General features: G+C 55.5%; 20 protein-coding genes. 8 read left to right on the forward strand and 12 right to left on the reverse strand.

What is annotated here, in order from left to right:
- Positions 1-102: 102 nt before the first annotated feature.
- The 5 genes from AC1DX6_RS01440 to AC1DX6_RS01460 all read right to left on the reverse strand — a co-directional run bounded on the left by AC1DX6_RS01440 (position 103) and on the right by AC1DX6_RS01460 (position 3,682).
- Complete coding sequence (locus tag AC1DX6_RS01440) at positions 103-414, reverse strand: hypothetical protein (RefSeq protein ID WP_477310511.1); 312 nt, start codon at positions 412-414, stop codon at positions 103-105.
- Positions 415-602: 188 nt separating this feature from the next.
- Positions 603-1,115 (reverse strand): hypothetical protein, encoded by a 513-nt coding sequence (locus tag AC1DX6_RS01445; RefSeq protein WP_477310513.1) that lies wholly within the window; start codon positions 1,113-1,115, stop codon positions 603-605.
- Positions 1,116-1,304: 189 nt separating this feature from the next.
- Positions 1,305-1,943: a uracil-DNA glycosylase family protein gene (locus AC1DX6_RS01450; RefSeq protein WP_477310515.1), complete on the reverse strand. Its 639-nt coding sequence runs from the start codon at positions 1,941-1,943 to the stop codon at positions 1,305-1,307.
- A gap of 133 nt (positions 1,944-2,076) precedes the next feature.
- Complete coding sequence (locus AC1DX6_RS01455) at positions 2,077-3,075, reverse strand: hypothetical protein (RefSeq protein WP_477310517.1); 999 nt, start codon at positions 3,073-3,075, stop codon at positions 2,077-2,079.
- A 184-nt stretch (positions 3,076-3,259) separates the two neighbouring features.
- Entirely contained in the window at positions 3,260-3,682 is a 423-nt protein-coding gene (locus tag AC1DX6_RS01460) for a hypothetical protein (RefSeq protein ID WP_477310519.1), read from the reverse strand.
- A 545-nt stretch (positions 3,683-4,227) separates the two neighbouring features.
- Between AC1DX6_RS01460 and AC1DX6_RS01465 the strand changes: the two genes are divergently transcribed.
- The 6 genes from AC1DX6_RS01465 (at position 4,228) to AC1DX6_RS01490 (ending at position 14,953) form a co-directional block, all read left to right on the forward strand.
- On the forward strand, positions 4,228-4,425 hold the full coding sequence (locus AC1DX6_RS01465) for a type II toxin-antitoxin system antitoxin (protein WP_477310521.1): 198 nt from the start codon (positions 4,228-4,230) through the stop codon (positions 4,423-4,425).
- On the forward strand, positions 4,422-7,544 hold the full coding sequence (locus AC1DX6_RS01470; RefSeq protein ID WP_477310523.1) for an anti-phage-associated DUF499 domain-containing protein: 3,123 nt from the start codon (positions 4,422-4,424) through the stop codon (positions 7,542-7,544). The genes AC1DX6_RS01465 and AC1DX6_RS01470 overlap by 4 nt, the downstream gene beginning before the upstream one ends.
- Before the next feature lie 3 nt (positions 7,545-7,547).
- Positions 7,548-8,180 carry an anti-phage-associated DUF3780 domain-containing protein gene (locus AC1DX6_RS01475; RefSeq protein WP_477310525.1) on the forward strand — a complete coding sequence of 211 codons (633 nt, stop codon included), beginning with the start codon at positions 7,548-7,550 and terminating at the stop codon, positions 8,178-8,180.
- Positions 8,181-11,213, forward strand: a complete 3,033-nt coding sequence (locus AC1DX6_RS01480; RefSeq protein ID WP_477310527.1) for an anti-phage-associated DUF1156 domain-containing protein — start codon at positions 8,181-8,183, stop codon at positions 11,211-11,213.
- Positions 11,214-11,237: 24 nt separating this feature from the next.
- Positions 11,238-13,970 carry a phospholipase D-like domain-containing anti-phage protein gene (locus tag AC1DX6_RS01485; RefSeq protein WP_477310529.1) on the forward strand — a complete coding sequence of 911 codons (2,733 nt, stop codon included), beginning with the start codon at positions 11,238-11,240 and terminating at the stop codon, positions 13,968-13,970.
- Positions 13,971-14,329: 359 nt separating this feature from the next.
- The gene (locus AC1DX6_RS01490; RefSeq protein ID WP_477310531.1) at positions 14,330-14,953 is read left to right on the forward strand and encodes a recombinase family protein; all 624 of its coding nucleotides are present in this window, start codon (positions 14,330-14,332) and stop codon (positions 14,951-14,953) included.
- Positions 14,954-15,036: 83 nt separating this feature from the next.
- Here the strand turns inward: AC1DX6_RS01490 and AC1DX6_RS01495 are convergent, their stop codons facing one another.
- Entirely contained in the window at positions 15,037-15,303 is a 267-nt protein-coding gene (locus AC1DX6_RS01495; RefSeq protein ID WP_477310533.1) for a hypothetical protein, read from the reverse strand.
- Positions 15,304-15,393: 90 nt separating this feature from the next.
- Between AC1DX6_RS01495 and AC1DX6_RS01500 the strand changes: the two genes are divergently transcribed.
- A complete protein-coding gene (locus AC1DX6_RS01500; protein WP_477310535.1) occupies positions 15,394-16,122 on the forward strand; it encodes a hypothetical protein in 729 nt (242 codons plus the stop codon).
- Positions 16,123-16,726: 604 nt separating this feature from the next.
- Here AC1DX6_RS01500 and AC1DX6_RS01505 read toward each other — a convergent pair.
- The 5 genes from AC1DX6_RS01505 to AC1DX6_RS01525 all read right to left on the reverse strand — a co-directional run bounded on the left by AC1DX6_RS01505 (position 16,727) and on the right by AC1DX6_RS01525 (position 22,720).
- On the reverse strand, positions 16,727-17,278 hold the full coding sequence (locus tag AC1DX6_RS01505; protein WP_477310537.1) for a PASTA domain-containing protein: 552 nt from the start codon (positions 17,276-17,278) through the stop codon (positions 16,727-16,729).
- Positions 17,279-17,287: 9 nt separating this feature from the next.
- On the reverse strand, positions 17,288-18,139 hold the full coding sequence (locus tag AC1DX6_RS01510) for a hypothetical protein (RefSeq protein WP_477310539.1): 852 nt from the start codon (positions 18,137-18,139) through the stop codon (positions 17,288-17,290).
- Positions 18,140-18,153: 14 nt separating this feature from the next.
- Positions 18,154-19,914, reverse strand: coding sequence for a hypothetical protein (locus AC1DX6_RS01515; RefSeq protein ID WP_477310541.1), 1,761 nt, complete (start codon positions 19,912-19,914; stop codon positions 18,154-18,156).
- A gap of 445 nt (positions 19,915-20,359) precedes the next feature.
- On the reverse strand, positions 20,360-21,541 hold the full coding sequence (locus AC1DX6_RS01520; protein WP_477310543.1) for a hypothetical protein: 1,182 nt from the start codon (positions 21,539-21,541) through the stop codon (positions 20,360-20,362).
- A gap of 12 nt (positions 21,542-21,553) precedes the next feature.
- Positions 21,554-22,720, reverse strand: a complete 1,167-nt coding sequence (locus tag AC1DX6_RS01525; protein WP_477310544.1) for a hypothetical protein — start codon at positions 22,718-22,720, stop codon at positions 21,554-21,556.
- Between the two features lie 129 nt (positions 22,721-22,849).
- Between AC1DX6_RS01525 and AC1DX6_RS01530 the strand changes: the two genes are divergently transcribed.
- Positions 22,850-24,649, forward strand: coding sequence for a S8 family peptidase (locus AC1DX6_RS01530; RefSeq protein WP_477310546.1), 1,800 nt, complete (start codon positions 22,850-22,852; stop codon positions 24,647-24,649).
- Positions 24,650-24,891: 242 nt separating this feature from the next.
- On the opposite strand, the gene AC1DX6_RS01535 is transcribed toward AC1DX6_RS01530, so the two are convergent.
- Complete coding sequence (locus tag AC1DX6_RS01535) at positions 24,892-25,908, reverse strand: hypothetical protein (RefSeq protein WP_477310548.1); 1,017 nt, start codon at positions 25,906-25,908, stop codon at positions 24,892-24,894.
- Between the last annotated feature and the right edge of the window lie 97 nt (positions 25,909-26,005).

A 26,005-nucleotide genomic window follows, 5' to 3' on the forward strand; every position in this document is an offset into this window, starting at 1 on the left:
AGGGGCTGCGCCATCCTGATCGCGGGCGGTAGCGCTTTTTGGCTTGGCCATCGGAATTCGAACATTTATGCATTGCCGTATGCTTCGCCATCTCAGAAGAATTTATCGCCGCTTCATCAACAGCCCCTGGGCTGTTGGCTCTGCGACGTTCATGGTGCTGATGATCTGCTTGCTTCCATTTCGTGGGGAAACAACCTGCAGCGACGGCGCGCATTCCAGCTCAATCGGCAGGCGCGGTGCTTGCTCGCACCACGGCGGCGTCGGCATGCGCGGCGGAACAATACCGCTTGCGCTTAGCTTGGCCGGCGGACTGTTCGTCGGCATCCGGCGGGGCGCGCAGCGCCAGGAACGAACTTTGAGGCGATCGACAACTTGGACCAAGTGATCGATGCAGCCGACAGTGCCTTGAAACATGGCTCCTCCCAGCAATCGGCCAACGGGGGGTCTTTGGCCACTGACAAGATCACGATCGCCAACAGTCGCCGATCGGCCGAGTATGTCCGCGATCAGTTGAAGCGGGCAGACAAGCGGCGCCGAGAACAACAGCGGTCGTAGCTTGCCGGGGCTGGCAGGACTGAACTGGTTCCTTTTCCGCTGGAGGATCAGGTCGGGTTCAGGGCATGCCGCAGGTTCCCCAACTCTGAGCGGAGTCCCTGCCCAGCGGCTTGGAGCGATTTTACCAATCCTTCGGCTTCGTTCTCTTCAATAACAAGAACCGTGCGTTGCGGCTGCTTTGATCGGAACGCAAGTGTCCGCAATACGAGCAACCAACCCCCTTGTTGGTCGAGTACAATTTTGCCGACACCGTGACACAGCGACGCGCGCAGGCTCTCATGGGCACGGAAGGTCGCCAATGCGACTGTGGATGCCTTGCCTTCCAAGGCGAAAGCTCCGGCTGGTCCGATCAAGTTTGCCAACTCCTCGAATCTCTGGCCGACCAGATGGGGCAGTTTCACGACAACGCCCCGCTCCGATACATTCGCCAGCACCAAAAGCGTATCGCTGACGGCTGCTTCGCTTCGAGCAAATATATCGAGACAGCGTCCACGCCATGCGTTTGCCGCCGCGAGAGCACGAGGCCAGTCTGCGTTGTCGACAGCGGGAATAGAGGGCATTTGATACACATACACGGACGAATGATGGCAGCTAAACTTACCACCACGTTGGCTGTGAACCTAGCGGAAGGCCTCCTTACATGGAAGGTTTCGAACGAGTTTTTCTGGCGGTAGATGACGATGCTAAGCTCTCTGTGGCCGCCCCCGGGGTTCCCCATCCCGCCCTCGCTCCGGGTCAAAAAGGCGAGCTTAGCTTATACCCAGCGTCTTCATATCGGCCCAGAAGAGATGGTGGCGGTTCCGTCCTGGATGAGCAACTTGCCTCACCGGCACCCCCATTCGGCCAAGTACCTTTGCTGATACACCGCCAATCGCAATGATGCGCTTCGGCCTAAACGTGTCGAGGATCAGCGTTAAAGACTCACGGCAAAGTTCGTGTTGCTCGCGGGTGGTCTCTGCATTTCTGACTTGCCCGTTCCGCAGTTTGAATGGGTGCGGCATGACGACGTTCCACAGAAGCGGCATCGGCTTTGGGAAGATTTCCCAGATCGCTGTTGATGTTCGGCTTGCGCCGTTTTCTGGATCCCGCGTCGGCACGGCAAAAGGCTTCGACAAGCCCAGCATCTCGGCCATTTCTTTCAAGCTGCCTTGATGGGTGAAAGGCACGCCCGACCAGCGCGCACCATAACGCGAAGGCGCCTCGGCAATCCACAAGTCGGTAGTTGGTCGCTCAAGAAAACTCCGAACATAGAGACCAAGATTATGCCGCCGTAATTTCGGCGCATCCGCATCCTCGCGGGCGGCTTCATAGATTTCATAGTGATTGAATAGGCCTAGCCCAGAAGGTATCCGCCGGACTGCTTCAACAATTACCTCTGCGGCGTCCATAAGGAACCTCTTAGTTCACGCTCGATCATACCCCCGGAATTGAACCGATCAAAGAACTGACCCAGCGGACATGGCTAATTAAGCGCGTCCGGCCAATGCCCTTCTTTTGCTTAAGTGGGATTGTCTGGCCCCTCTATTTCCCGCGCCGCTCATCGACAAGCCTATCGATCTCGTCGTCAATTTGGCGGGCTGTCTCATTAAGCGCATCGCGGACCTCACGCGTCGCTTTCATGAAGGACTGGTAGTTGGAAATAGCGAGGTGAGCACTTTTGCTTCTTCTCAGCCTGTCCACGCGTTTACGCCACGACGGTATCGGATCGCGTTTGAACTGCACCGGGTAGTTCTCGGCCAGCCAGTCACTCAGCTGGATGAGGTTCTTACCTTTCCAACCGTGCGAATTGGCAAACGTCTGACCCTTGTCGGTGAACGCGAGTGGCCACGCCTGACACTCACGAATTGCTTGGTCGCGGTGCCGGCGCTGGTTGTCGTAAACACCGCCTGCCGCCACATCCAAACTTGTGTCGGCTTCTGAAATGACCTGATCTGCATGATCGGCAAGCGCGGCGACTGTCACGTGGTGATCATGGCCTAAGGCTTCAGCGAGCGTCTTGCATGCGGCGGCGAAATCCTCCGGCTCTCCAGGAAAAAACTGTGACGATCCGTTGAAGTACTTCCTCGCTCGCTCCGGCAGTCGCTGATTGGACGACCACCAAAATCCGCCCGGCTTCCAGTCTGCAAGGAAGCGACAAGCTGTGTCAAAGTAGAAGGCGGCCAAGTCCGGCAGGATCGCTTCGTGTTGGATCCCGACGTGATAAACCTCGTTGCGGAAACTATGCAGGATCGCGATGGTTTGGCCGTGCTCATCGGATAGGGCGCCGGAGAGTCGCGCGAAACTGACCTTCGGGTCAAAGAGCACACCGAGAGCTTCTTCCAGCTTTCCCTTGTGCGGGTAGTCCTCGCGTAGGTACGAGTAGGCCTTGAGCTTCGCTGCCTGATCTCTCGCAATGCGATGTAGGACCAATTCCACCGCGTTGTCTGTCAGCATGAGTCCGAACCTCGCATTGTGCACGTCACGCTTGGCGACATGCTCCGATGCGAGATCCATTTGTTCGAGAACGCTGGCCAGAAACATGAGCATGCCGTCAGGATGACCAACTACATTCGTCCAGACAATAGTATTAGCGTGCTATTCGGACTGGGTTCTCGTGAATCGAGCTGGACGAGCTGTCTCGGTCCTTCGGGCTTCGATAACTCGCGTCCACAATCTGACAGTTTCAGTCTCCATCTAAGCCTGCACGGGTTGTGCAAAGCCGGTCTTAAGTGGCCATCGCTGTGATCATGGTGGCGATACGGGCGGCCTCTGCGGGTGTGAGGTCGCTGGGCAGGCCATCGATCTTGACCAGGCCGGCCCGGATCGGGATTGCAAGAGTGCCCATCGTAGCAGGTCCGCTGGCCATGCCTTCGGTCTTAGCGTACTCGGCAAAGCGGTTGATGGCGGCGCGAACGCGGCTTTCATACGATGCAGCTGTGGTGTCCCCCAGGTCGGTGTTGGAGTTACGAAACCGGGCAAACAAGGTGTCGAGGTCGATGTTGAACACGTTCGCCTTTTCGGGATCGGTTGCACTTTCGAAAACGCGGTTGAGAGAGCTGTAGTACGAGTTCGCGGTGTTCGGGGTGAGCTTGCCACGAATGAGCTGCTGGCCGACGAAGTGCGTGAGGGTATCGAAATCCGTCTGCACGAGAAGATCCTTTAAAAGCGATGCATTACAAATAATTGCATATTATTGCGACGAACGCAAGCGCAATCGCGAGTTCAACTGCAGATCACCGTTAGACGGCAAGTCGCAGAATCGATCAGAAGCCTGACTCGGCCGGTGGCGGGTTCTATTCAACATTATAGCTAACTAAGCGGCGAGCAAGGATTGCCACCGGAGCTCGTCATTGAGGTCTTTTGAGACAACTTGTTGCTAGGCAAGAGTGACTTATCCGCAGTTGAGAAACGGATTCTTGCGGGCGGCGAATCGGCTAATTAGCGCTGGCCTGTACCTCATCCTTCGTGACTGGACATGCCCAAGACGTTGATCCAAACGTGATGGTCCGAAAACTGCCGGACCTTTGCAAGTCCGCGTTGCGCCCGTGCTGGGTCCCCAACGGTTACTGCCTTCGTTTGCGGTGCAGCCGGGTTTCAGACAGCGGGTCGATACTCCTCTGCCGGCCCTCGCATTAGGGACTGCAGTCTGATACTGCAATGTGCAGTACATCCGCAGCTTCTTGGGAGGCCCTGATGGGGGTGAACAAGACCGCAACGCTTACGCTCCGAATCGAGCCAAGCGTGAAAGAAGTGCTTCGCGCGGCCGCGCAGGAGGAGCATCGCTCCATCGCAAATATGGTCGAGGTGATGATCCTCGATTACTGCCATCGACATGGCCTTCGTGTGAACGGCGCAACCAAGTCCGAGAGTCAGGGGGACCAGGCAGAATGATTAGGACGGTCAAGCAGGCATGCGCATTTAATCAGGTGATCCGCGACTACCGGATGGCCGAAGGCATCGAGAATCTTGCTGACTTGATTGCTGACAATGGCGACGGGAGGAACTTCTTCGCGCGAAATTACGTCACGCACGGAATGGAGCAGCTCTTCAAGGAGGGGATGCTGCGTCTGTCGGGAAAATCGGATCAAGCGGTCTTTGAACTGACCCAGGCCATGGGTGGTGGTAAGACGCACATGATGATCGCCCTCGGCCTTCTGGCGCGTCATCAACATCTCCGGCCGGAAGTTCTTCCGAGCGATCTCAACGAACGAATTTCGTTCGGAGAGGCACGTATTGCCGCATTCAACGGTCGAAACAGTCCGAACAACTATATCTGGGGGGAAATCGCCTCTCAACTCGATGCCGAGGAGGCGATCCGGTCGTATTGGGCGAACGGCCCCAAGGCCGTTGATCAGCGGAAATGGAAGGAAATTATCGGTGACGTCCCTACGCTGATACTCCTCGATGAGCTCCCGCCGTATCTCCAAAATGCTGCGACTCAAGCGGTAGGTGCCGGTACATTGGCAGATATGGTCGTCTACAGCCTGAGCTCTTTGATGAGCGCGGCTCTCGAGCTCCCCAACTGTGCAATCGTGATTGCTAACCTGTCAGGAAGCTACAAATCGCAGACTAAGGCGTTGGCTGAAGCTATTGCAAACCTTCAGCAGGAGGCGCGGCGTCAAGCAATGACAATTACTCCGGTGCAGCTCGCCGGGAACGAAATCTACGAGATTCTCAAAAAAAGACTGATCGACAAGCTACCTGATGAGAGGACGATTTCTGAAGTTGCAGAGGAGTACGCGCAGCAGGTCAAGAAGGCGGAGGATGGCGGATATATCGTTGCTTCAAGCATCGAGCAAATCGCCGAACAGGTTCGAGAGACCTACCCTTTCCATCCCTCCTTCAAGCACCTTGTCGCACTCTTCAAGGAAAACGAGGGTTTCCGCCAGACGCGTGGACTCATGCAGTTCACTGCTCGTCTACTGAAGAGCGTTGAGCAGCGGCCATTGGATGATGTCTTCCTGATAGGCACCCAACACCTTGATCTGAATGACGACCAAGTCAGGGATGAGATCGAGCGTATTGCCCCCAAGCTACTGCCTGCCGTTACCCGAGACATTGCAGATAGTGGAAACGCGATCTCGGAGACCGTTGATAATGAGTTGGGCGCAGACGCCGCTCAGCAGGTTATGACCCTGCTGCTGGCATCATCGCTCTCGCGTGCGGTTGGCGGGAGAATTGGTCTATTTGACAGCGAAATCATTGAGTTTCTCGCGGCTCCAAACCGGAAGCCCGATGAGTTCCTGACTGCGCTTGAACGTTTGCGCGAACAAGCCTGGTACCTGCATCGTGAGGAGCAGCGCTTCTTCGTCAAGGAGACTGAGAACCTTTCGCGCCAAATCGAGCGGACCGCCAAGGAAATTCCGCAGCCGAAGATCGATCAGGCTTTGATCAATCGGCTGACCGGCATTCTGCAACCGGCCAGCAAGCGCGCATACCAAGAGCTGCAGGTCCTTCCGAAACTGGACGAACTACGCCTTACCGGACCAAGAATCTTGATCGTAATCCGTCCAGATGGGCGCGTGCCTCCAAGTGAGCTTCAGAACTTCTTCGATTATCAGCAAGAGAAGAACAATCTACTGGTTCTGACAGGTCAGGACAGTCATCTGGCGGACGCTGTGGAAGACCGCCTCCGCGAGCTATACGCGATCGAGCAGATTTCCAAAAGATTGAAGCCTGGAGACACTCTCTATGAAGAGGCGCGGGATCGTTTCGAGGATGCGGCCGACCGTTTCCACAAGGCCCTATCGGCCGGTTATAATCGTCTTTACTACCCTGCGCTTGAGGAGACTGATGGAAGCGAGCGGCTAGTGGCCGTGACTATCGATAACGGACTCAAGATTGGTGAAGGGGATCAGTCGGCCGAAGTTCAGATCGAGAAATTGCTCGCCAGCCCACGCGCCAATTACAAGCTAGCGCTAGATTTGGCAGAGGACTTCAGCCAGTACTTCGCTATGGCCGAGGAATACCTGTGGCCTTCCGGGAAAAACAATCGTCGAACTCCGTGGAAAGACGTACTTAGTCGCGCGAAAAGCCTCCCCGTGTGGCCATGGATGCCAGGCTCCGGAGGCTTGGACACTCTAAAGGCTGAGGCCCTCAAGCAAGGACGGTGGCGCCTTGGAGAGGACGGCTACATCGAGAAAGGGCCGTTCCCGAAAGAAACAACTGCGGTGAACGTGTCCCTTCATGGCAGCAACCCAGATACGGGGGATTCCCAACTCAGCCTGACACCGCGAAACGCGGGCGACAGCCCTATTGTCCACTATTCGCCAAGGCCGGCGGTCACTGAAGCCGATCCAAAGGTGGAAGACCTGGATAACTTTTCCACAGGTGAAGGGTCGCTCTATTTCTGGGTGAAAGACCCAACGGGGAAGTTTGAGAGCGGCCTGCCAGTTCGTTGGATAGCGGAGCTGAAGATCCGGCACCAGGTCGACCCCGCTGCTGACAAGCGCCATGTCACCCTGCAATCCACTCCCCGAGCGGCCATCACCTATTCGCTTGACGGGTCCAATCCCAAGGACGGCATCGAGTACATTGAGCCGTTCGAGATCGGACCCGAAGCTATCCGTCTGCTCGTTTACGCCCGGGCTGGCGAGGCTAACAAGACGGCCGATTTCCAAATTCCCGCGAGCGGTGACAAACGGGTTCAGATCGACGACACAAAGCCAGCACGACTTCAGGGAAAGCGCGTTTCCCTCGATACGACCGACCGGGTCTACGCGGTCATCAACAAGTTCAAGGACAACACGAGTACACACTTCAAGGGCGTTCGTATTGAGATTGGTGAAGGCGAGAACACCGTTACTGTCCGTTTCCAAGAGCGCGCTGTGACGGCAGCCATGATCGAAGGCGTGGTCAACAGCCTTCGCGAAGTCCTTCAGGAAAATCAGGCGCCTGTCGCCATAACCATCAGCGACGGCATCCAGTTCGAGAACGGGTTTGCCGTGAAGGAGTTCGCCAAAATCGCGGGTCTCGACCTCAAACCGGGTGACTTGGTACAGGAGGCGTAGAGCATGCCGAGGGGGCAGGCAGCAGACAAGAAAACAAACCAGGACGCCGGGAACAGCCGTGATGGTAAGCCGACGCTCGGGTTTGGCGTACCTGCGACCTCGAACCCTCATCACTTCAAGGTCACGATCCCCTCCGCCAACTCTGGCAAGGTCCAGATCAGCGAGTACCTCGGGATGCAGGCCAGCAGCGACGAGTTCGCAGTCATGGATCGCGTCGTGCTTGACCGCCCACGCTGGACAGCAATCCGTAGCGAAGTCCAACGCGCCTTTAACGCGCGGCTAAAGGCGCACGGGCTCAAGACATCCGCTTGGAAAGTTGGTGAAAACCCGGTCGACCGTCTGCTCGGGAAGGAGCTGTGCGTTTTGGCGTGGGCAGTGGAGGAGATGGAGGTCGATACGATCCCCATAGCTGTCCGCAACTGGCTGGCGCTTCGGCCGGAGGAACGTTGGTGGCTCTTCGGCATGACTGCCGTGGCCACCGGAACGGTCAAGGACGCCGGCCGCGGCTGGCGACTTGCCCTCAGGCATGCGCTGGGAGACGTCGCGCAGAGCGATGTCATGCAGCCCCGCGCCAGGCGACAAATCGAGAGGGACCGTTACCGGCCCACCCTGGATCTATTCGATGAAGAGAGCTAAATGACCAAACTAAGGCCCCTTGCGCTCAAAGATGCGCCCGCACTGATTGAGACGGTATTTCCGGCGCAAAAAATTTCTTTTGAGGCGCAGCGTGAGAGGAAAGCAGGCGCAGGTCAAACCTTGACGTCTCTCGGATCGTATTGGAAGGGGCGAAAACCTCTAATTCTTGTCCGGGCAATACTGCTCGGAACGATACTGCCAAGGGGCGACGACAGTAAGATGGATCTCGAAATATTCGAGAAACTGCTGGCTCTTGACGATCACAGCTTGGCCCGGCGCGCGCTCGAACACAACGGCATTAAACCGAATGAAATTGCACAGCGCGTGGAGCTGAGAAACCTATGGGATTACTTTACGCTCTCCGGAAGAAACAGCCTAGGCGCCGAAGACCCCATCGCTTCTATCCAAGGTTCGTTCGATCCGGCGGAGCATGGAACATCACTTCGGTGGCGCCGCGACCTGAGCGAGATCCAGAAGCTTACTGTTATTGAAAAGGCTCTAAGAACCTATAAGACCTACGAGTCAAAAGCAATTCTGTGCAAAAGACCAGAAGAAGTAGATGAAGCGTGGCTGTATGAGCCAGTTTGGCAGGTCGTTAATTCATACTATGCAGAACTTGGTGTAAGCGCCAATTCCTTCCATGAACTTGTCGAGCAATTCGGCATTCTGCGATATGGACGGCGTCCAAGAGTTGGCGACACGTTCTCCGGAGGAGGATCAATTCCCTTTGAGTCTGCGCGATTGGGCGCGGAGGTAGCAGCCTCTGATCTTAACCCAATTGCTTGCATGTTGAGCTGGGGAGCTATCAACGTCATTGGCGCGCAGCCGGATGAGAACGAAGCGCTCAGGCTGGTTCAGCGCGATGTCTCTGGGTCGATTGAGGCGACCATTCAGCAATTGGGAGTCGAGCATGATTCTGAGGGCAACCGAGCAAAGGCATACCTCTACTGTCTTGAAACAATGTGTCCTGAAACGGGGTGGCTCATCCCAATGTCATGGACTTGGGTCATATCAAGAACGTGGAACGTTGTTGCACGACTCGTTCCCGATCGCGAGAACAGGAGGTTTGATATCGAAATCGCATCCGGCGCAAGCCAGGAAGAAATGGATGCCGCAGATCTTGGGACTGTGCGAGACGGAACTCTCGTTTACGAAATAGATGGGAAAACCTATCGAACCCCAGTTAAGACGCTGAGAGGTGACCGCCAGAACGTCCATGGGGCATTCGAGAACAACCTTCGCCGGTGGACGAAGTCGGATGTGGCCCCGGCCGAAACCGATATCTACCAAGAGCGTTTGTTCTGCATTCAATGGATAAAGCATGAAACACTAGGTGGTCGTCGAGAGACCTTCTTTGCCGCTCCCACCGAAAAGGATCTCTCGGTAGAGCAAAAGATCACGTCAATCGTCTGCGAGCGATTGATCGACTGGCAGGAGAAGGGCCTTGTCCCAGATATGGAGATAGAGGTCGGCGGTCCACCGCGCTATCAGGGCCGGGACCTCATCGTTGCACGGGGATGGTCTTACTGGCACCACCTATTTAACCCTAGACAGATCCTCCTCTTTGCAATCGCTAAAGAAAAGATGATGGAAGCTGGCCATCCGGCACTCATGCTGGGGTTGAGTTCAGGGCTGAGCTGGAGTTCCCGACTTTGCTCCTGGGATAGCTCTGATCGAGGCAGAGAGGGTCCAAAAAATGTGTTCACAAACCAAGCACTCAACACAATCTACAATTACGGCTGCAGAAGCTTCGCATCGTTGGAAAAGTTTCTCTTTCCGGACTACTCTTTAAGCAGCATACCTCACCGCAAGGCGACGATCGAAGCTCACCCAGCCTCCGAGGCGCCAGGGATTTGTGAATACTGGATTACTGATCCGCCATACGCGGATGCAGTGATGTATCACGAAATAACCGAGTTCTTCATTGCCTGGCTGCGGCGGAACCCGCCCGATGAGTTCCGCGACTGGACGTGGGACTCACGCCGGGCGCTAGCTATAAAGGGATCGGGGGACGTTTTCAGACGCGGCATGGTCGATGCGTATCGGGCTATGGCCGAGCACATGCCGGACAACGGCATGCAGTGTGTGATGTTCACCCATCAGGACTCCGGTGTATGGTCCGACATGGTTGGCATCTTCTGGGCCGCCGGCCTTCAGGTTGTGGCAGCCTGGTACATCGCGACGGAGACGACCTCCGAGCTCAAAAAGGGCGGCTACGTCCAGGGCACCGTTATCCTGATGCTGCGCAAGCGCCCGGCCGGCGAGCGCTCCGGCTTCAAGCAACGCATTTTACCCGCCGTCCGCACCGAGGTGGAGCGGCAAATCGAAAGCATGATGCACCTCAATGAAGAGGTGAAGGACAAGTTTGGCGAGCCGGTCTTCAACGACTCCGACCTCCAGATGGCGGGGTACGCCGCTGCGCTGAAGGTGCTCACGGCCTATACCCATATCGGCGGAGACGACGTGACGAGTTTCGCGCTGCGCCCGCGTCAACGCGGCGAGGAGACGGTCGTCGATGAGATCGTCCAACAAGCGGCCGAAGCGGCCAACAGCCTTCTCGTGCCTGAGGGGCTGGAAACGGAAACATGGTCCCGACTGACCGGCATCCAACGGTTCTACTTCCGTATGATGGATATGGAGACGACAGGCGCTAGCAAGCTCGACAACTACCAAAATTTCGCGAAGGCGTTTCGGGTTGCCGACTATGCCAAGGTAATGGCGAACATGGCTGCAAACAGCGCGCGCCTCAAGCGCGTGACCGAGTTCGCCTCTCGCGACCTTACGGACAGCACTGAGATCGGGCCGACCTGGCTCGGGCGGCTGATCATCGGACTGCAGCAACTTCTAGCAGAAGTCGAGCCCCCCGTGGTCGCGAGCCAAATCCAGGAAGATCTACCAGACTTCCTGGAGGTCCGTCCGCTGCTGATTAACCTACTTTCGTTCATCGAACGGAAGGCTCTTGAGCAAAAGGTGCGGGACGCTGCCGAGATCCTAGGCGGGCGTCTGAAGAACCTCCGCGCGTTCAGCCAATAGCGCGCACGGGGAGGGACCGAGCACATGACTATCCGTAGGTTCTCTTCACGGACACATCGTCTCGATCAGACGGTGCTACTCGAACACCTCAAGGGCGCCCGCAGCTACAAGCGGATTGCTGGCTACTTCACCAGCTCGCTTTTCGAAGTGGCCGGCGAGTTGCTTGATCATATTCCGGAAGTGAAGATCGTCTGCAACGTCGACATACACCCGGACGACCTGAGGGTTGCAAAGCTGCGCGAAGCCAAGATGATCGGGCGCTGGAACGAACGTTCTCTCGAGGCGGAGGCGCTTCTGAACCGCGAGCGGTACCGTCGGCTGGACGCGTTTCTTCAGAACCACGGTCAGGCGATACGTGTGGCACCCAACGATGTGTGCGGCTTCCTGCACGGGAAAGCTGGTGTGATCGAATGTGCCAACGGACGGAAGCTCGGCTTCATGGGGTCAATGAACGAGACTCGAAGTGGCTGGCAGCGTCACTATGAAATCCTATGGGAGGACTCATCTCCCGAAGGCGTCGCTTGGATTGAGGAAGAGTTTGAATTCCTCTGGAGAGCTTCCAGGGAGCTGCCGCGCGCCGTCATTCGAGAGATTCATCGGCGCGGCTATCGTCGCGAGGTATTGTTTGACGAGATCGACGATCCGGAAGACATCGCGCCGGCAGCCCTGATCGAATCGCCCCTTTATCGAGAGGGCTTCTCACTCCAGCCTTGGCAGCAAGGGTTTCTGACCGAGTGCCTGCGTCACTTCTATAATCACGGGATCGTCCGGCTGTTACTGGCAGATGAAGTTGGCCTTGGAAAAACCCTCTCCCTAGGCACTGCAGCTCTCGCTCTATGCCTCCTTCAGGATCAAGCGAAAGCTGGGCAGAAACCGGTCGTCATCTTTGCGCCCGCAACACTTTGCGAACAATGGCAGACCGAAATGATCGACAAGCTGGGTATTCCCTGCGCCCGCTGGGAGACCCAAAGGAAGATCTGGCTAGACTATGACGACCGCGCCATCTCCCCGGCTGGACGAGAGCACATCGCACGGTGTCCACTGCGGATTGGTATCGTGTCTACCGGCCTTATGATGCGCGATAGCCTGGAGAAGCAGCATCTGCTGGGACTCCGCTTTGGTCTTGTCATCCTTGATGAAGCGCACAAGGCGCGCAGTCGCCAAGGCTTCGGGCGGAACGCAGGCACACCTAATGAGCTTCTAGCGTTTGCAAAGGCTGTCGCGGAGCGAAGCGATCATGTGCTTCTAGGAACTGCCACCCCCATCCAGACACGATCGGAGGATCTGTGGGATCTGATGCGTATTCTCCATCAGGGGAAGGGGCGCTTTGTTCTAGGAAACGATTTTGCTAGGTGGCATCAGCCTGATGCGGTTCTTCCCATTATTTCTGGGCAAACTGAAATTGTTGACCCCGATCAAGGCTGGGAGCTTCTCCGATCGCCATTGCCCGTCCTCAACTCGACGGATGAGCCCAGAGCGAGAAGGCTTTTCAGCGCCGTCCGGCAGGATCTTGGCCTTCCAGACATGCAGACGGAGTGCAGCGCAGCACTGATAGATTTGTCGGAAGACACTCGGGAGATCTTTGAGGAGGAGCTGGAGCGCGAAATGTCCGGCGCTACGTTTTTCCAGCGCGAAAACCCGTTCACGCGCCACATCGTATTGCGAAAGCGAGCCGACCTCGAAGATGCCGGGCTCCTTCCTCGGATTGGCGTCGATCTGCATCCTGACCGGCAATTCATCCGGGATGTCCAGCGCTTTGATGCCCTGTTCGAAGGAAAGGCGCTTCGTACCAATGATGATTTCCGGGAAGCCTACCGGGAGGCGAGGGCTTTCGGGAAAGCTCTCTCGCGCAGAGGCAAGGGGAGTGGGTTCATGAAGAACCTCATGGAGCAACGGATTTGCTCCAGTATCGCTGCGGGCCTCAACACGGCTAGAATGCTCCTATCGGGTCACACCGTCGAAGAGGAGACGGAAGAACAAGTCATCGAGCTGGCAGTCGAAACCTCGGACGAGAAGGTTGCCTTGGAGCGGCTTATTGAACGTTTAGAGCGAATTCAAAGCGATCCAAAGCTTCAGGCGGTGATCCATTTCTTGGACCACGAGAAATGGGTGGACCATGGTGTGATAATTTTCAGCCAATATTACGATACAGCGAAGTGGGTCGCTGATGAGCTGGCGAGCAGAAACCCAGAGCAAGCAATCGGTCTCTATGCCGGCGCTTCACGCAGTCGCCTGTATCAGAGCGGAGAAAGCGTCAGCATAGAACGCGAAACGTTAAAGAAGATGGTTGCCGAGCATGAGATAAAAATCATGGTAGCAACTGACGCAGCTTGCGAAGGCCTTAACCTCCAAACGTTGGGCACTCTCATCAACATAGACTTGCCCTGGAACCCAACACGCCTTGAGCAGCGCATTGGCCGAATCAAGCGCTTCGGGCAAACCCGCGAGAAAGTCGACATGCTGAATCTCGTGAATGAGCAGACCGTCGACGAAAAAGTTTACGACCGGCTATCAGAACGCATGCGCGACCGCTTCAACCTGTTCGGCTCGTTGCCGGACACGATCAAAGACGAGTGGATCGAAGATATCGAGACCCTTGGCGAGAAGATGGACGAGTACATAAATGCTCAGCGGGAAGCCACCGGCTTTGATCTTCGTTATAAGCCGACCGCAGAGCCTACGGATAAGGACTGGCGTGACTGCACAGAAGTCTTGTCTCGACGTGATTTCGTCCAGTTGATGAGTACCGGCTGGTAGCACTATTTACTGGCAGGCGTTTGGACAGTGCCGAAAAAACTTGTCACGCTGCCCGCACTGCGACGCTGCGCGACATGTTTCAGCTCCTCTTTAGCCGAAGTCAGGCAACCGCTTGACGCAGACGCAACCGGACGCTGGACTGGTGGAATGAAGCCACGCCAGCGCTCGGTTGGTCGCTCGCGCCTGCCGGCTATGCCCTGTCGTTCCCAAGATGTCTGCTTGCAGAACTTTTGGCATGATCACCGAACGACTGCTGCGCGGCTCAAAGCCATCGTGAGAACACCAGCGGTGTTGTCTCGGACCGCATTTAGGGAGGAGTCCTTAAAACATAAACCAGCGTTTATGTTTGACGAGGCTCAATGAAATATGTCGGCTATTACCGGGTTTCCACGAAAAGGCAGTCAAGGTCCGGGCTCGGCTTAGAGGCCCAGCAGCTGGTGGTCCGGCAGTTTGCCGCGACCCATGGGGCACTGATCGCTGAATTCGTTGAGGTGGAGTCAGGAAGGAACGATCAACGATCTGAACTGGCAAAAGCGATGATCGCGTCAAAAAGAGTGGGAGCATCCCTGTTGATCGCCCGCCTAGACCGCTTTTCACGACGTGTCAGCTTCATCGCATCTATGATGGAGAGGGGAGTCCAGCTTGTCGTCGCTGAAATGCCCAACGCAACCGACTTTCAGCTGCATATCTTTGCGGCGCTGGCCCAGGAAGAACGACGGCTAATTTCCGAGAGGACGAAGGCAGCGCTTGCCCAGGCCAAACGCCGAGGAACCGTGCTTGGAAAGAATGGGAGCGTGCTGGCAGCGGCTAACAAAGCGAGGGCAGTAGATTTTGCCAACCAAATTCGGCATTCTTTGCCCGAAACGTGGCAAATGATGTCCTACTCAGATTTGGCCCGGCATTTAAATTGCAAGGGCGCAGTCACCAGCCTCGGTAAGAGATTCCATCCACAAACGGCAAAGAACCTAATTAGATTTCTCTGAAGTCTACGGTTAATCGGCGCGATCAACGGTTTCTCACGACGTGACGGATTTTGGCCCGGCTCGGAGGAGGGCACCCGGCGCACTTACTTGCTATCACCATTCCTAAGTATAAACAGCGTGTCTTGCCCGGGAATCTCGGTGCCATAGCCCGGATTTGCGGGGAGAGCGCCTTTGCTCTGACAGGCCTTAATAGCTTGCTGCAGCTTCTCCCCATCGCTAATCGTATCGTTGGCCTTTTGCACGCATGTGGCAACCTTGTCTAGGTTGCTATTACCATCGGCGCGCGACGACGTCGGCGATAGCGTAAAAGCGATTGCGAGCCACATCACAGAAAAAATAATGGTTCTCATTGCAGTTTCTCCTATGAAACTAGGCTTTACTCAGTCGTAACTTACTATACAACTAAAATACGTCAACATTCTGGCTTTCGGGGGAGGCACATGAAATCGACGTCTAAGAGCTTAGCATTTGCCCTGTGTGTTTCGTTCATCGTTTCCGGCTGCGGCGCTCCGTCGTTTAGAACGCCCAATTCACTTCCACGAGCGCAGGTGTTCGCTCGCATCAAATGTGAACTGTACCGAGCCGTTGTGAGTGTAAACACGTTGCAAGAGGGGGACTACAAGGACGTCGCCAAGCAATTTCCGCTCGGAAAGTACGCCGTGGAATTGACTCTAGGCGAGAAATCCACGTCGGAATCGGGAGCTGCCATCGGAGGAAACATTTATAACACTGGGAAGTCCAAAGGACTGCTATTTGGATCGGGTGCTTTTCCAGGTGTGGGGGTATCTAGCACAGACTTCCAATACAACAATGGGACAAGGCTGCTTCTGGTCAAAGACATCGTGGCAGATTTTAAAAAGCCGAAACCTTCACCTGGTCAGCAGGACACGAGCTTTTATAGGAATTGCTCTGACAAACGTATAAATTTGCTCGGGATTAGCCAAAACTTAGGCATATTGCAACGGCTGACCACAACACTCGGCGAACTTAAGACAAGTCCTGGCATTGTTAGCGTAGAGGAGTATAATTTTGACTTCACCGTCAATGTTTCAGCCGGTGGCACAATATCGTTTGTCGAGCCGGTCAAGGAAATCTCCTTGGGCGCCGGAGCCGCGCAGACGTACAATGAGTCATTGAACCTCAAGTTTACTTTACTTGGCAAAGGGTGACGCCCCACTACATGACGAGGAAAGGGGCCGGAGCCGCTATCCTCGCGCTACGAGCGGATCTCCGAAGAGGTCGTCGAGATCGGGCCAGGTCGGTACGTGTCGAGAAGCGGATGGGATGACGGTGAGTTGCCGGACGGCCGGAAGTTGCCTCCGTATTCCCGGTTAGTTGTTCGATACTTTCGTGGTGCGGCGCTGCCCGTGTCGAAGGAGTCCATATGGAACTGAGCGGCGCTACGAACGATGGCCGTCACGGCCGCTTATGCCTTGCCAAATCCGCAGTGTCATCGAGCGCGCCGTAGCCGGAAGGTAGCCCGGCGCCAGGACGTTAGTCTGGAAAAAGTCCGTCGAAGTTGCTGACTTATGTCTGGAACACGACCGTTTCGCAGACGCAGATGCGAGCTCGTGTGCAACGTCGCATTTCAACTGAGGCGTACGGGCTGGAGATCGGCAGGGGCCGACAGCCGACCGGCAGTTTACGGAAGCGGGGCACGTCAGGGCAACTCAACAATCGCAACTCGACCTACCCTCCGCATGGACCGTCGTATCCATCAGTCCGCGCGCCCGCTATCGGTGCCGGGCCTTAAGCGGTTTAAAAACCGACACTCTAAGGGCAAATGCCGCTGGCGTTTCTCATCGAACCGACATTGATCCTGTGAATTCTGAAAACCTGCACGGTGGGACTGCAAAGAAGATCCCCCGCCGCCGGCAGTGAGGAAACGATATTTAGTTCAACGCCAAAGTCCGTCGGAGTAAGGGCGGGGCACTTAAGGTCACCCGTTTCCAGCAAGCGTTCCCTGGAGTCGATTGCTAGGCCCTGTCCCTGCAAAATCGCCGTAGCCTGATCTAGCGTCTTTCCGACCACATCTGGAACGATTTTGCTCCCCCGAGTAATCCAGAGCAGGATATGCGCACCGGACTTCACAGGGGTGTTCGGGGGAGGCTGTTGTTTAAAGACGACGTCGGCTTGCCCGCATTCGTTAGTGATGGTCAGGTCGTAGGCCAGCCCCGCACTTTTGAGCGTGGCGATCGCCTCTCTCTTAGAATGACCCACCAGGTCCGGAGTCGCAATGTCCGCACTCCAAGCCGCCGTGGCAGACCCCACGATTGCGAAAGCCAAGGCGCCGAAGATTTTTCGAACGAGTAACCGCCGCGTCATCCTGGACTCCTACGATGCATTCAATACCGCTTTGTGCAACTGTCCATTCGGTTCCCGTACAACGCACCAACCGCGTGGAGTGAATGGGGCGACTGCAACCTCGACCTTGAGGTCGGGTTTTCCATCCTTTGCATTGCTCAGCACCGGCGTATTGTTACGAATAGCCGTAGCAAGAGGGCCAGTTCGCTCTTCCTGTAATATCAGGGCTGTTCCCCAATAAAGATCGGGATAGTTCGGCGAACTTTGCGATTGTAGAATGGTGTCTGCGATCGTGATCGGCTGGTCGGACGAGTGGTCGTTGAGAACAAAATAGCTCAGATCCTGCTTGTCTCCGTCAATGTTCGCGACGGGCAAGGCGATGATAAGCTTTCTGAAGCCGGGCCATCCGATATGGGCGCTGTCAGCTTCACCCTCGAACAGCATTCCAATTTGAAAAGAACTGCAGCTCGCGACGTCGGCCGTTACGTTGAGTTGTGCCTGCACGTCCACCGATAGTGAGATAACCCCGTCATCGTCGATCTTAAGCGCGCAACGCTTGTAGATAAGGTCGAGAAGCCTGTCTTTCTTGCCTTCCGTCTGCGTCAACGAGAATGTTTGACGGGATCCGGCCTTAAACACGCACGAGGTCTCGACGATAGCTGGTTTTGGAGTCGGCAACTCGGTGGCCTCCGAAGGCTCGCTCGATGGCGACGTGGCCGGCGACTGGACGGATGACGATGAAGAATCTGGGGGGACGGACGGTTCTGCTGCGGGTATTATCGGAGCTCCGGAGGGGGCGACCACCTGCTCGAGCTGGGCGCCTCGCGCCGTAACCGCGAGCAGGGCATACGCAAACAGAAGGCCAAGAAATCGCGCGCTCAAGTAGATCTCCTCGGCTACGGTGTGCTTGTGCCTGCGGTCTTTTCTTCGTTCATGACATCCTGCGCAAGCTGCAGCGGTTTGAAATCGCCCTCGACAATCTTGGGCGCGGCGCTAGTAACGAAGCTGGCTATGTTCACTCCGCAGATCGGATGCGCAAAGCTCTTGCCGCATATGTCGCGAAGCATCTTTTGGGTCCGGTAGTCGGCCGAGTAAGTCGTAAGGATTGGCGCCGCTTCTTTGGTGAGTTCAGCGACAGTTTTCGTAAGACCTACCTCAGCCGCGATCGGACGAAGCATCTCCTTTTGATAAATGTCGAGATCAGCCCAGTAGATCGGGCGGTCGCTCAATTCCTCGGCCGCGAGCGATATCGCGTCATCGATGGCAAGGCCAAGAAACGTCCCCGGTTCGTTGGAACCGCATTCCCGGAGTTGCTTGGTGTCGTCGTCCGTTTGTCCAGCTGCTACAGAAGTCGTCAGAACGCGCACAGCATCAATGAATTTTTCGTCCACGCTCGAACCTTGGGCCATCGTCACTGCACGCAACCAAGGTGGTCGCTTTTCGTGCTCGGGATCGACACCTACTTTTGTCGCAAGGAGTTGGGCGTGCGCAGCGTTCGATTTAGCATCGGAATCGTTAAGCGATTTGTTGGCTTTAACCATCGCCGCCTGACACATCACCAGAATTTGTGAAAGTTGGTTCGCGCTCTTCATGGCCCGGCCATTGAGGTCGACATAAGTGTGGAGATCTTTGCGAAAGAGCGGCTGCTTCGCCGTCGCCGCTTCCGAGAATTTCTGGTAGCTGTCGATCGCACTGCCGGTGTTCTGGAAGACATCCGAAACCAGAAAGTAAGCCGCGACGGCTTGGCTGAAGAGTTCCGCGCTGTAAGTCTGCTGACTCGGGATCTTGTCCAACATCTGGTACGGGACTATCGCAATCTTTATTGGCTTCGGAGTTGTCGCCGCCTCAAGCGGCATCGCCGCGACGGCCGCCTTTAGCCCGGCTAGGTCGTAAGCAATTTGAGAGCCTTGACCGCCGGTCTTGAACACCGACACCGAGGTATTTTGTTGGATGGAAGAGGATGTCTGTTTCTGGCCGAAGCTCCCGCTCACCTGGAAAATTCCGCCGATGTCCGCCTCAAGGCTTCCCTTGATGTCGGCCAAGCTCTCAGCGTCCGACTTGCTCATGGTGAGGAACGCGTCTAGCGACGCCCCACTCACAATGGCGCCGACATAGCCTTGGCCGCACCGCTCAGCGTCGAAAATTGACGCATCCGACTTGAGCACCATCTTGGACGAATCAGAATAGTCTTTGCCCGCCGGGTTTTCCTTGGTTTTCCCGCCGACCACCTCGCCACCCTTCTTGAAGTCGACCGACGGAGCCGCGAAAAGTGCTGAGTTGATGACGTTTGCACTTAGCAGAAACTTTTGCGTCTCAAGCTTAAACTTCTCATCCGACAGGAAGCTCAGTTTGGCGGTCGCCTTGAGGACCGCCATTTTCATGCTGCCCGAAGCACTTATGTTGGTAACGCTCTGCACCTGGGTGTTCGAAGTGACCTCGTCGAAGCGGTACTGCATCGACTGCGAGGGATCCTGCACCGGTACAAAGTCCACACAGGTGCCAGTTGCGGGCCTATCCTCGAGTAGGTCATAGCCCTGCCCTAGCACGACGCCACTTTCGGGGTATTCGACCCAGACAATCTTGTCATCGGCAGCCGCTGCGGTCGCCGCCCCGAATATGCCAATTACGGCCAACGTCACCGCAATCGAAGATTTCATCGATCGACCCCCCACAGCCTGCGCAAGCGTAAGACACGGCGTGTAAAGTTGCCCGACCCCGCCGGCTAGCGAACCAAAGGCTTCGTCAAGTTGGCGCATTTCAGTGTTGTTTGCAACCGCGATCGTAATTCATGCAGATATTGCTGCGACATGCCGCCAAAGAATTGGCGGTCGATGTCCTAATCGGGCGTAGCTAGATAGCTGAATGAAGCGAGTCATGCCTCCACCAACGGCAACCGCTTCACCCTCAGAATTTAAAAAAAGATCTGATTTCGGCGCCATCGTTGCCAGCAGCAATTCAGTTTGAACGCCAAAAACGCTCTCCGAAGGCAGAGGTCACAGGTTTGCCTCCTTGTCAGGTACGCAATAGAGCACCAACCCCGGCGCTCATAAAATGACGAACTGGTATCAACTCTGCCACTTTGGCCGGGTTACGTTACATTATCTACTGTTGCCCAGGTGCCAGCACGTTGAATTGGATGGCGTCTGGGCCCTCGCCCGAACTGTACTTGCCTGCGGACGCCGCGACCTGCACAGGTTTCGCTTCAGCCTCAAACCAGAAGTTGTACATACTGCCCCATCTCACAGGGTTTCCCAGTTCGCCGGCAGCGGATTTTTGGGTGGTAGACCAGACTACCTTTCCATTGTCGGTCTCAACCTTCCATGGGTCCTGTGACCAGCCGTCCTCATAGATAGTTGGAGCATGGAACCCGAAGGCTTCAGGATTCGAGCCTGCAATTGCGATGTTGAGCGATCCAATGCCTCGTTCGCTGTTCATGTTAAAGACCGCATAGTCATACCGATACCGTGTCTCGGTTAGCCTAGTTGCCTTGGACGCAACGATGACCCTGGCAAGTATTGGCTTTCCTTGGAATTCCGCCTCGGGGGTGTCAATGCTTTCAAGCTCAGCGCCGTCCCACGTGTAAATCGCTGGCCTCTCACGCACAGTCTCACCTTCACTTGCGAAAAATATTCGTTGATTTCGTTCAATAACGTCGAATTGCCTATACGACACATTGTTTAGTCCGTTTCCGGCAATCGCGTCGTCTCTTGTAATATATTGACCCTCGACAAAATATTTGGCGTTTTGGCGCACAACATCCGCTATTTTTAATTGGATACTCCGTTCCCATCCGCTGCCACCAATGCGGTCCAGGGTGCCCTTCACTTTTGCGCCATCGTAGTTTCCCGTCACGGGATTGACTTCCGAGCGCGATCCAAGCTTCGGACCGCGATTCATCGTGGCACCGTAAGGATCGGAGCAGCCGGGACCCAAAAGATTGCCTCCGCCGGTGGCTTGGCACCCAAGATTACAGATGTCTTGCTCCAGCGCGAATACACCATGTTTCACCCAAGACTGCCCTAGTTGCTCGAGCCGACCATCGGCGAGGCGATAAAGGCTGAGCCCAATTACGGGATGCTCGTTGCTTGGAAGTGCCGTCCATTGCAACGGCATGTCTCCGGCGTTGCATGAGGTCGTCCCGAAGCCCGCGAACACATCATCGTTTATGATGGCACTCACGGAACCATCAATCTCACCGAGAATGACATCCGGCCCTGCCGACGATGAAGATCCGGCCGACAAACAAACCATCGCACATGCTATTAGGCTTACGAGCGTTTTCATCTTTCCAACTCACTAGTTCGGCGATTCTGACGCCCTGTCCAAGGAAAAAACAAAGTCATTTTGCATAAAACGCATCGCGCCTGTGGCTGGGTCTTCAAACCAGTCAGGATTAGGCACACCAGCGTCCAATCCAAACCCCGCGCCCTTCCCATCTTTGTCTATCGTTGCTCGGGAATGGCACGTGATGCATGAAGACCGCTCCTGAAATCCTCTTTCTATCGTGGAGTCGGCCAACAACGTTGGTCGCCCCGCAGGTGTAACAAAATCCACTTGCGTCCCGCGCAGCCGATAATTCTCCCACTTGGTCCCCTCAATGCCTATGTTCTTCGGAATAGCTTCGCAATCATAAGGAGCTTTCGGACAGGAATATCTGTCAACAGACCGAAGTCTCCAGCCTTCATTCGGTGTGCCGCCACCTGGCGGCAGCGCATTCTCCACCTTATTGTCAACGTGTTCAAACGTTGCCCAGAACCACTTAGGGAGGTCTTTCGTAATTATATGCAGTCCCACTAGTCCCCAAATTTCTTCGTTGCCGTTCTGATCCTTTACAACGGCCCAATGGTAGCGCGGCTTATCCTGCTCCCGAATCCGCCTCCACGTCGCCTTCACCTCCTTCGCCGCCAAAGGAAACGCCAACAAGGCCGTTCCTTGGCCCGCCAATCTCATCTGCTCTCGCTTGTCAAAAAGCTTGTTTGACCGAACGAACTCAAAGGCGGCCCTATTCATCCTCACCTCGTTGCCTTCGCCGACAACGGGATCGAAGGCGACCTGAAGTCCGTTGATGCCGAAGTTTTGCAAGGTGGTAAGCACGAGCTGCTTTCGCAGGGGCTCCATGTCGGACTCAAGTCGCGCTGTGACAACTGGTGTGCTCAGCCATTCACCTGGGTCGGCACCCATTGGCGGAAAGACAGCGTCTGCTGCGCCCGATCGAACATTCCTCCAAGCCTCCCAAACCACAGTACCCTCAGCGCCAAAGGGTTTCCCGGGGTCGGGACATTTGGTTGTCGGATCGACTGGGGTGTTGAGCTCAACAAAAAGCTGCCAAGCATACTTGTCGGGACTAATAATTGCCTCAGCCGTATTTTGAAGTCCAGGGCAAGGGTCAGCCTGCGCAAAAACTGCATCTCCGGAAAACGACCATACGACCGCCACCAAGGCGGCAAAAGCCAGCCGTGCCATTTAAGTCCCCCAAAGTTACTATTGACAGGTAGCTAATGTTACTTTTAACCTAACTAGGCGTCAATACTCATCCAGTTTTTAGTTTTCTTCGAAAGAGTCGTTCTTATCGTAAAAAGGCGCGGCGCCTCCTTGTCACAAGAAAATCGCAATCGAACCCTGTACTTGACCTGCGCTTGTTTAGGTCAGCGTCGAGCTGCTGCCGCGATGTTGTTGTTTTTGGCCAACATCTCTTCTCTAGCGGCGCAAGAATCGCAGGGACCCATTCGTGACAGCATCGGGCGAACCGGTGCCGCTGAAGTGATTGTCATTTACAAATCGGAGGGCGAGACCGGAACGAGTGCGTACTCAGGGTTTTCGGATTCGGGTAAGTTCGTTGCTCAATCGCTGCAACTCGATGCCGACCAAAGTGGTGCAGTCAGAAGCATTGGAAGCGGCAATGCAGCTGTTGTAACTGTGGATGGTCAGGGGCTAGACAAACTGCTCGCTGACGAACGCGTCGAGCTGGTGTCCCCGATAAACACCTACGAGCCCGCGCTAATAGAATCATCACAGCTTGTAGGGGTAGGAGATTTCTTCACGGCAAATCCGCAAATTTTGCAGCAGGCCACAGCCGGCACTCAGCCGGCTGACAAACCAACCGTTGCGGTGATAGATACCGGCGTGGACTCAAGCCATCCTTTTCTGTCGGGAAAGGTTGTCCTCCAGGCATGCTTCTCCGAGAATTTTCCTGCGAAGGGAATCACGTCCCTATGCGTGGGCGGGCAAGATGATGGTGGCTATGTTACAGATCTCTCCGCTAATTCGGCGCCTTCTTGCGTCTCATCTATCTCGGGCTGCGGACATGGCAATCACATCGCTGGAATTATCGCGGGCAATCCAGTGCCCGATCCGCGCAATGCGAGGCGGGCGATCTCAGGTATAGACCCCCTCGTGTCAATTGCGGCCATCCAGGTGTACAGTAAATACGAAAACTCTATCGACTGCTCGTCGAGCTTCCCAGCCCCATGCGCGAAAACGTCCGATCCAGCTTTAATACGGGCGCTCGAATACATTCAGTTTATCGAGCTTCAGCGCCGCATAATGAAGATTGGACCTAGGATCGTTGCCGTCAACATGAGCCTTGCTAGTGGCCGGCGCACGACACCATGCGATACCACCAGTCCTCTAACGCGTTCAATCAACAATCTTCGGGGTCTGGGGATTCCTACCTTTATCGCTTCCGGAAACCACGGCGACGTTCTAGGCGTGGCTGAGCCCGGATGCATAAGTACAGCTTTCACTGTTGCAGCCTCGACTAAGGTCGGGAAAATCTGGACTAAATCGAACCGGTCAACCGTTGGGCTAATTGACGCTGTAGCGCCGGGCGTTGGGATCTACTCTTCGTTTAACGATGGAACTTTCCATGAGGAGAGTGGGACGTCAATGGCGACTGCTGTCGCAGCTGGAGTATTCGCAATTCTTTCGCAACGCTTTCCCGACAGATCTTCGCAGGATATCGAACTGGCTTTGAAGCAGGGCGGGCATCTAATCGCCGACGATGCCTCGGGGTTCCAATTTCCCTTTATTGATGCAATGGCCTCGTTCAAAGTGCTGCGCGATCATACTCAATTGGTAACCAACGATGACAATGGAAGCGCTACGCCGACTGGAATACTGGTCGAAAATGCGACCTCCGATCGTCTGTTGATAGAGCTTAAACCTTCTTCGAAGTCGGCGAATGACGTGCTTAAGGACATTGAGGCAAACTCAGTAGCGATATTTGGACAAGAGGCCTCCCAAGACATTGAAATGCGTGCGCTGGGTCAGTCCAATATCGCAATCGACAGCAAGGAACCGCTTTCCCTTGAAGGCCTCGCTGGTGCTCTCGAACGGTCCAAGATAGAAGGAATTGGAGCGGTCTTTTCGTCGAAAACACATAACCCATTCTGACGCTGCAAGCGTAACACATTCCGGCTGATATTCTGCTGGAAGAAGCGTGACGACGATAGACTGCCCGGCACTAAAAGGGGCTCGTAATCTGAGACGGTAGGTCGATGGCAGGAATGAGATTCGCCGCGTTTTGCCATCCCGGCATCACCACCGTAAATGTAGAGTGCTTTGGCATCGACCGGGAGGCGACTCCCGACTCATCCGCATCATCCGTAGGGGTCAGAAGAAGCAGAGGTAGCGATTCAAAAGTCGTCAAACATGACTGCGCTGGAGTAGTGCAGGTCGATCGGCCAGATATTCGGGATTGAACACAGTGCGTTCTGGATCTCCATTTCAGTGTCGGGGTGTATCGGCGTGTTGCTTGGGCCTGCAGCCTCTTGAAGCGACCATCCCAGCGCCCCGCACCTAGCGAACATCAGCAATGCCGGCTGCTCGCCGGTCCAATAATAATAGTAGCGGCGACCGCTTTGAACCGAAATGGCAGCATCAATCCAGCGGTTGCGATCAGATAGGCAGTTTCGAAAGCTCTTGCCCAGCGATGCCAGGATGGCCGGGCTCTCCACCGGCTCAAGTGAACCTAACTGGCGCCAGGGTGCCGGTGGAAATGGCAATTGAGCCGCCAATTTTCGAGCCGATTGGACCGGATCGTTAGAGTTCAGGACGGCATCCACTGCGTTGGAATCGCCTGACTGGGCCACCAGCCGGCGGATCAACCAGATAACAGCGCGAAACAGTCTTGGTTTTACCGACCTGCCAATTAGCTTGGAAACCGCCCTTCGCGAGAGGCCGTCGTCATCGAGCTGGGAAAGCACAAACACCAACTCGTTTGGGATTTCCTTCTGGTAGAACAGCCACTGGGCCAAGGGGCCTCCAGAGGCGATCACCTTGAACAGCGCTGGGTAGAACTTGACCGTTCTCGATGCAGGGCCGAGTCGTCCCAAGGTGCTCACCATCCCGGCAGGGCATAAACCATATCCTTTCTGGACGATCTGGCTTGACTTAGCGCGCGACAGAACCGTGTAAGCATCGTCGGCGCTCGGCTGTGCCGCAAGCCAACTGTTCCAGACGTGCCGGCGGGCATCCGGTGCGGCCAGATATTCGTGAACCCGATCTTTGCCCCAAATTTTGATCACTCGATCGGCAAACGGTCCCGCAACGAGGGAAAGAACCGAATTGTGCGTTGGATTGAAGTTCAGCTGGAAAAGCTTGGCCTGGTCGAAGGCCTTGGGACCCACACCTGTATGATCCTGCTGTGACATTGGATACCTCCTGTTACGGAGGGCGTCTTCTGTCGGTTCAGGAAGGACAACGGTGTTTGACCGAACTCAGGCCGATCTCCACTACTAACGCGGTTAA

The sequence above is a fragment of the Mesorhizobium sp. P2_C4 genome, assembly GCF_056404575.1.

Excerpts from the sequence above, each read along its gene's own strand:
- AC1DX6_RS01440 (WP_477310511.1), bottom strand. The coding sequence starts at position 414 with ATGTTTCAAGGCACTGTCGGCTGCATCGATCACTTGGTCCAAGTTGTC.
- AC1DX6_RS01445 (WP_477310513.1), bottom strand. The coding sequence starts at position 1,115 with ATGCCCTCTATTCCCGCTGTCGACAACGCAGACTGGCCTCGTGCTCTC.
- AC1DX6_RS01450 (WP_477310515.1), bottom strand. The coding sequence starts at position 1,943 with ATGGACGCCGCAGAGGTAATTGTTGAAGCAGTCCGGCGGATACCTTCT.
- AC1DX6_RS01455 (WP_477310517.1), bottom strand. The coding sequence starts at position 3,075 with ATGTTTCTGGCCAGCGTTCTCGAACAAATGGATCTCGCATCGGAGCAT.
- AC1DX6_RS01465 (WP_477310521.1), top strand. The coding sequence starts at position 4,228 with ATGGGGGTGAACAAGACCGCAACGCTTACGCTCCGAATCGAGCCAAGC.
- AC1DX6_RS01470 (WP_477310523.1), top strand. The coding sequence starts at position 4,422 with ATGATTAGGACGGTCAAGCAGGCATGCGCATTTAATCAGGTGATCCGC.
- AC1DX6_RS01475 (WP_477310525.1), top strand. The coding sequence starts at position 7,548 with ATGCCGAGGGGGCAGGCAGCAGACAAGAAAACAAACCAGGACGCCGGG.
- AC1DX6_RS01480 (WP_477310527.1), top strand. The coding sequence starts at position 8,181 with ATGACCAAACTAAGGCCCCTTGCGCTCAAAGATGCGCCCGCACTGATT.
- AC1DX6_RS01485 (WP_477310529.1), top strand. The coding sequence starts at position 11,238 with ATGACTATCCGTAGGTTCTCTTCACGGACACATCGTCTCGATCAGACG.
- AC1DX6_RS01490 (WP_477310531.1), top strand. The coding sequence starts at position 14,330 with ATGAAATATGTCGGCTATTACCGGGTTTCCACGAAAAGGCAGTCAAGG.
- AC1DX6_RS01495 (WP_477310533.1), bottom strand. The coding sequence starts at position 15,303 with ATGAGAACCATTATTTTTTCTGTGATGTGGCTCGCAATCGCTTTTACG.
- AC1DX6_RS01500 (WP_477310535.1), top strand. The coding sequence starts at position 15,394 with ATGAAATCGACGTCTAAGAGCTTAGCATTTGCCCTGTGTGTTTCGTTC.
- AC1DX6_RS01505 (WP_477310537.1), bottom strand. The coding sequence starts at position 17,278 with ATGACGCGGCGGTTACTCGTTCGAAAAATCTTCGGCGCCTTGGCTTTC.
- AC1DX6_RS01515 (WP_477310541.1), bottom strand. The coding sequence starts at position 19,914 with ATGAAATCTTCGATTGCGGTGACGTTGGCCGTAATTGGCATATTCGGG.
- AC1DX6_RS01520 (WP_477310543.1), bottom strand. The coding sequence starts at position 21,541 with ATGAAAACGCTCGTAAGCCTAATAGCATGTGCGATGGTTTGTTTGTCG.
- AC1DX6_RS01525 (WP_477310544.1), bottom strand. The coding sequence starts at position 22,720 with ATGGCACGGCTGGCTTTTGCCGCCTTGGTGGCGGTCGTATGGTCGTTT.
- AC1DX6_RS01535 (WP_477310548.1), bottom strand. The coding sequence starts at position 25,908 with ATGTCACAGCAGGATCATACAGGTGTGGGTCCCAAGGCCTTCGACCAG.